At 35.4% G+C, this 3,777-nt stretch carries 5 protein-coding genes and 1 pseudogene; all 6 read right to left on the reverse strand.

Annotated elements, in window-relative coordinates; genetic code table 11:
• Positions 1-34: 34 nt before the first annotated feature.
• A pseudogene (locus GMD4S_RS13750) lies at positions 35-224 on the reverse strand (hypothetical protein); the annotation flags it as partial.
• A gap of 16 nt (positions 225-240) precedes the next feature.
• On the reverse strand, positions 241-873 hold the full coding sequence (locus GMD4S_RS07350; RefSeq protein ID WP_000919639.1) for a hypothetical protein: 633 nt from the start codon (positions 871-873) through the stop codon (positions 241-243).
• 180 nt (positions 874-1,053) lie between these two features.
• Positions 1,054-1,584 (reverse strand): hypothetical protein, encoded by a 531-nt coding sequence (locus tag GMD4S_RS07355; RefSeq protein WP_000957422.1) that lies wholly within the window; start codon positions 1,582-1,584, stop codon positions 1,054-1,056.
• 49 nt (positions 1,585-1,633) lie between these two features.
• A complete protein-coding gene (locus GMD4S_RS07360) occupies positions 1,634-2,239 on the reverse strand; it encodes a hypothetical protein (RefSeq protein ID WP_001244917.1) in 606 nt (201 codons plus the stop codon).
• Between the two features lie 95 nt (positions 2,240-2,334).
• A complete protein-coding gene (locus GMD4S_RS07365; protein WP_000746267.1) occupies positions 2,335-2,961 on the reverse strand; it encodes a TipC family immunity protein in 627 nt (208 codons plus the stop codon).
• 178 nt (positions 2,962-3,139) lie between these two features.
• Positions 3,140-3,664 (reverse strand): hypothetical protein, encoded by a 525-nt coding sequence (locus GMD4S_RS07370; RefSeq protein WP_000015795.1) that lies wholly within the window; start codon positions 3,662-3,664, stop codon positions 3,140-3,142.
• Positions 3,665-3,777 lie beyond the last annotated feature (113 nt).

The following is a 3,777-nucleotide window of genomic DNA, read 5'->3' on the forward strand; positions in this document are numbered from 1 at the left end:
AATCTAAAAAAGCCCTCATTTGAGAGCTGAAATTTTACCGATCCACCACTTGAGCTTCAAAGTAAGCTGGCTTGTCGTCTACATTGGTGATGGTGATCGGTGATGGTGATCGTGTAGGACTTGTTATTAGTTACATAAAAAACTTTCTCCCCTTGGTAGCTGACAACAATCCCATTCTTTACCAAATGAATATCTTTTTGATTGTTTGGAAGCTCTTTATCATCATACCTTTTGGGAGCTCTATCTATTCTGCAAAATTTCGTTCTCTTTCCTTTTTCTACGCTGACCCGACCACCTGATACACTGCAACAATACTATCATACGAAGAATCAAATAAACCAAACGAAGGATTTTCATCTTTCCAAGAGCTGATAAGAAGGTTTTCCTTGCATTCCCCACTTCTTGAACTAACTGTTCAACCGTTTTACCTGTTTCCTCTTTAATAGCAACTGCATTCTTTGAAATCAAATAATAATTTTGTTCTAATCTGCTGATATAGGCTTTGGAAATTGGCTCGTCTAAGAAAAAATATACTCTATCAGCATACTCATCCTGAGACAGCGTATAGTAAACTTCAGCTTCACTCTCCCATTTTTTAGGAAAACTAGTTATTCTTATATTTCCATAGTCTAAATGCATCATTCCAACTAAAACGTCATTAGTCCATTCTTCCGCATAATGGTATAATTTCATTTTCTTATCTACCATTGGCCAAACTATAACATACCGACTATGCATGAATTCCTTAGTTAATGCCGAGTTACTTGCCAAGCTGGTCGCACCAATCTCATATACTGACCAAATAAGAACTATGAGCATTAGGACAGCTTGAGTTGGTTTGTTTTTATAATAGTTTCTTATTCTTTTTAACATTTTACTCTCCAACTGCGGGATTAGGTTTATCTAAATCTTTTTTGACATTTTGACTAGTATTCGCCACTAGAGCCTCTCTTGCATATTCGAAAGAAACAAGCTGATTGTTACTTTCAAAGCAAATAAGTCTCCTTTACCAAACAATTACAACAACTGAGGCCTAGTTTACGGTTCCTAAATCTACCGATCCACCACTTGAGCTTCAAAGTAAGCTGGCTTGTTGTCTACATTGGTGATGGTGATAGTATAGGGAGTTTCTTTCGTCACACCAAATACTTCCTTTATCTCCCCTTGAACCACTATACCATCACTTTCTAAATAGATACTTTTACTCTTATCATTTGGTAAGTCTTTGCGCTCGGTTTTGTCTTTTAAAAAAATTAGCTCCGTTATTGTTTGCTTTTCAACATTATAGACTATATTACTGTCTTTCATTCCCCAACCTTTTCGACCGGACAATTTTAACTTCGCATCATCTAATTTTTTAAAATGTAGTTCCGAATTATACTCCAGCTGCTCTGTTTTAGAAAAAACTTTCAATTCAACACTTTGACCTGGTTGCAGAGTGTACTTACCAGCATTTAAAACCACACAAATAAAAACTGCCGCAAACGAACCATACAACAATCCGATGATCATTCTTGAGAGACTGCTTTTAAAGTGCCGTAAAAGTAGAAATAAAGACACAATAAATAACACGGGTGTTAGCATTTTAGTTTTCCTCTCTCATCACTATTAAAATCCAGAAGAACTGTGGCCCTCAATCCCTCCTTAAAAGAGAGTATATTTTCCAACCCAAAAGAAAGCAGACCAAAGCTATCGAATAGTAGAAAATTTTCTGAAGCAAATGATTTAAAACTATCTTTCTCATCTGATTCACAACTGTATATAACTGATTCATCGCATTGTCCGAGCGTTGTTCCCAAACGGTCACTGAAGAACCTGTGTTACTTTCAATCACAGCTTGATTTTCACTTGCTAATTTCAAATATCTCCCAGCATGATACAACCGCTTTTCCCCATTTAACCAACTAATTTCAACACTCTTGTCTCCTTGTAATCGATTATTGTAACTGATGGATACCGCTTGATTCTCATAAGAAATCTTACTTTCAATTTGATTATAGTCATCCACCACATAGATAAGGCCGATGTTCTTTCCATTTTCTTTTGAGGGCACTAGATGAATATGCTTATCAAGAGCATGCCAATCCTGATCATTTTTATCTTGAATCAATTGAACCATACTACTATTCACATCCATCTTAGAAAATGAATAATATTGATAGATTGGCTTAATGATGAACAATACCATATAAAAAAGGAAAAATAGGAAAAAAAGGATAGACTTACTTTTATTTCTCATTTACTGCTCCAAAGTAACTTTTTTTACAAAATATTCTTGAGAACTCTGTCATGGCAACCTGCCTTTATAAAACTATTACCTCGTCGTTCCGTTTGTTATTCGGTTCTCCATATATCCTTAACTGTCACTTCTCCCCAATTATCTAGGCTAAAACGACTGGCATATATGGAAGTCCAGTCTGCCAAGACTTTGTGACGGAGTATTTCATCTGCTTCCCTGCGAATCTCATCGGCAGTCTTTCCATGCTCCGTTAGAAAGGCTTCTACTTGAGACTGATGATAATATCTCACGCTTTTCTCATCGTGATACCACATAAATCGTTCTAATTGCTGATTGTTTACATCGTACAGGTAATCTACATTTATGGTTGTCTCTGTATCTGGCAGTCTCAAACGCATCTCTATCCCAACTTTCGTCATCTCCTGAAATCCAAAATAAAAATAATAACCTAGAGATTGAATAGTATTTGGTAAGTCTACACTTTTATAATCAATAGAATGAATAGAAATTTCTTGAGAATCGTTGTCCACAAATTTTAAACTTTTTAACTTATAAAAAGCTCGTCCTTTCCAGAGAAATGTATGATTGTGATAATCACTTTCTTCGTAGTATATTTCATCAAAAATATTATGAACTCTCTGATATTTATAGTACTGAAAACCAGAGAAAGATAATAATAGAACTATTAGCAACGAAAAAATTACAAATTTCCTCTTCTTCATCTAATCACCTCATCTCTGTCAACTCTTGATTCCCTGTTTCAATATTTCGAATGAAATTATAAGTACTTGGGTAATTTTTTTGTAGCTTATCTACGGTATCTTTTCTAGTAAAATCCCTCAACACACCCCGTTGTTCATACAGCATTGTGTTGAGCAAGAAGCTTCTTTCTCTGGTAAACTATCCATACAAAGTCTGATACATCGTTTCCATGAAATCCTCAAGCTCTTTTTGAATAATCTTTAATAGGCGCTTTTCTTCAGCTTTGGGGATAGTCACTCTCTCATTTTTATTTTTTTCATTTGTTTGAAAATAGGCGCTAGAAACTATATCCAAGTTCTTATCCAATTCATATAGTACACTAGTTATTTTACCATCTATCTCTATTTCAAAATAAGCAGTAACCCCCCGTCCACGATACGATATTTTCAAATCGATGTCTCCTTTTATCTCGATGGAAGCAATTCCTCCATCCAAGCGAATAGCTCCATCGGGAGGAATGACATAGCCCGCTTTACGGATGTCAGGCGCATATTTCCCTGATGCCATCAAACGTTGTAAGACGGCTATATTGTCCCTCTCTTCAAAGGAGGTTTTTAATTGCATATGTTCTTGATGGTTTTGATACTGAAAGTAAAGATTCAAACCAGTAGCTAAGGCAATTACAGAACCAATAACGATCAGTATTTTTTTAAGTCCCGACATTTTTCTCACCTCCTCTATCTAAGTAATCATAGAAGTCTTGTTCATACAGCATTGCGTTGAGTAAGAAGTTACTTTCTCTAAAAATCTAACCATACAAGGTTTGATACATCTTT

Source organism: Streptococcus sp. GMD4S, assembly GCF_000296955.1.